Annotated in this window: 1 protein-coding gene; it reads right to left on the reverse strand. The window is 56.3% G+C overall.

The genetic code is table 11. From position 1 onward, the window contains the following. On the reverse strand, positions 1-839 hold an 839-nt coding region (locus B2M20_RS11570; RefSeq protein ID WP_201789020.1), incomplete at its 3' end, for a LodA/GoxA family CTQ-dependent oxidase. Positions 840-879 lie beyond the last annotated feature (40 nt).

Here is an 879-nt window from a genome sequence, read left to right on the forward strand (position 1 = left end):
CTCAGTACAGTTCCGTCCTTCAGCGTGACGGTGACGTCGATTTCACCACAGCACGTGTCGTCCCACCAACCCGGAATGTTGAAGTAGGCGAACTGGTTCGTCAGCGGATTCTTACCGTCCTCCGGACCGTTCGGAGGGCTCATTGTTTCGCTTGGGTTCGACAATACGACCTTGGGCGTGGTGACACATTCGCCCTTTCCGGGCGCGGGAACGAACAGCAGCCGGTCCTTCGAATCCAACCGAAGCTGCCCGAGTTCGATATCCCTGGCGGCCTTGTAAGTGACATCAACTTCTTTCGAAGGATCCTTTGGGGTGAAACCCTCAAACCGCAATTCGCCCGGCAACGTCCCCTTCTCGATGTCTCTGAAAACATCACCTTTCATGATCACCGGCTGGGTCTGCCCCGAGGCGATCGTATGCACCCCCGGGTCGATGATCAGCTTGTCGCGTTCGATCGGCTTCATACCGGGCTGGATGGAAGGGTTTCGCAACTTGTCCGGATCAAACAGATACGCACCCTGAAATGCATAATTCGCCGCTTTCATGTTTCTGACATGAACCCGCCAGCGAACGGAGTGTACGACGTCGGAATGGGACGTCAGTTCTGCGACGACCTTCTCGTTGGCGTCGTAAGCATAGATGCGGTATCGCTGCGCTTGGCGTTTCAGTCGCGCGTTACTATCGCGGTAGGTTCCACCGTTTGGTCCGGGACCATTGCTCCCGCCGGGATCGACGACAACGCCCGGCGTTTCTGGCCCGATGTAAAACTCGTCACTGGTGCCCAGACGAGCGATGCCGATACCGGGATGAATGCGAATGCTCTTGATCTTCTCGGCCAAAGCTCATTGTCTCCAGAAATCGCTATTGTCGGAAAGAGCA

The organism is Nitrobacter vulgaris, assembly GCF_002028545.1.
GTDB classification, from domain to species: Bacteria; Pseudomonadota; Alphaproteobacteria; order Rhizobiales; family Xanthobacteraceae; genus Nitrobacter; species Nitrobacter vulgaris.